The sequence below is a fragment of the Psychrobacter proteolyticus genome, assembly GCF_038155145.1.
Lineage (GTDB): Bacteria > Pseudomonadota > Gammaproteobacteria > Pseudomonadales > Moraxellaceae > Psychrobacter > Psychrobacter proteolyticus_B.
This window is the reverse complement of sequence record NZ_JBAKAY010000243.1, coordinates 1-209: the sequence shown is the minus strand read 5'-3', so window position 1 is coordinate 209 and position 209 is coordinate 1. Positions and strand designations below refer to the sequence as shown.

Sequence of the window (209 nt, the reverse complement as noted above, 5' to 3'; positions counted from 1 at the left end):
GTAAGAGTAAACAGAGATAAACCAGCGGATCGACACCAAGCTGACAAGTCTGCTCTAGCATATCGGCGTTGAGCGTGCGGCGATGGTTAAGCATCAGCTGCGCCATGCGGTTCTGATCGACTTGCGAAAACCCTGGAATATCAGAGTATTCAAGTAAATTTGCGCTGTGCTTGTGATAACTACTATGACTGATTGCCTGCCCTATCTCA

Annotated in this window: 1 pseudogene; it reads right to left on the bottom strand. The window is 47.8% G+C overall.

Annotated features, from left to right (window positions below):
• Window positions 1–209 (bottom strand): annotated as a pseudogene (locus V6252_RS13695) (exopolyphosphatase); the annotation flags it as partial.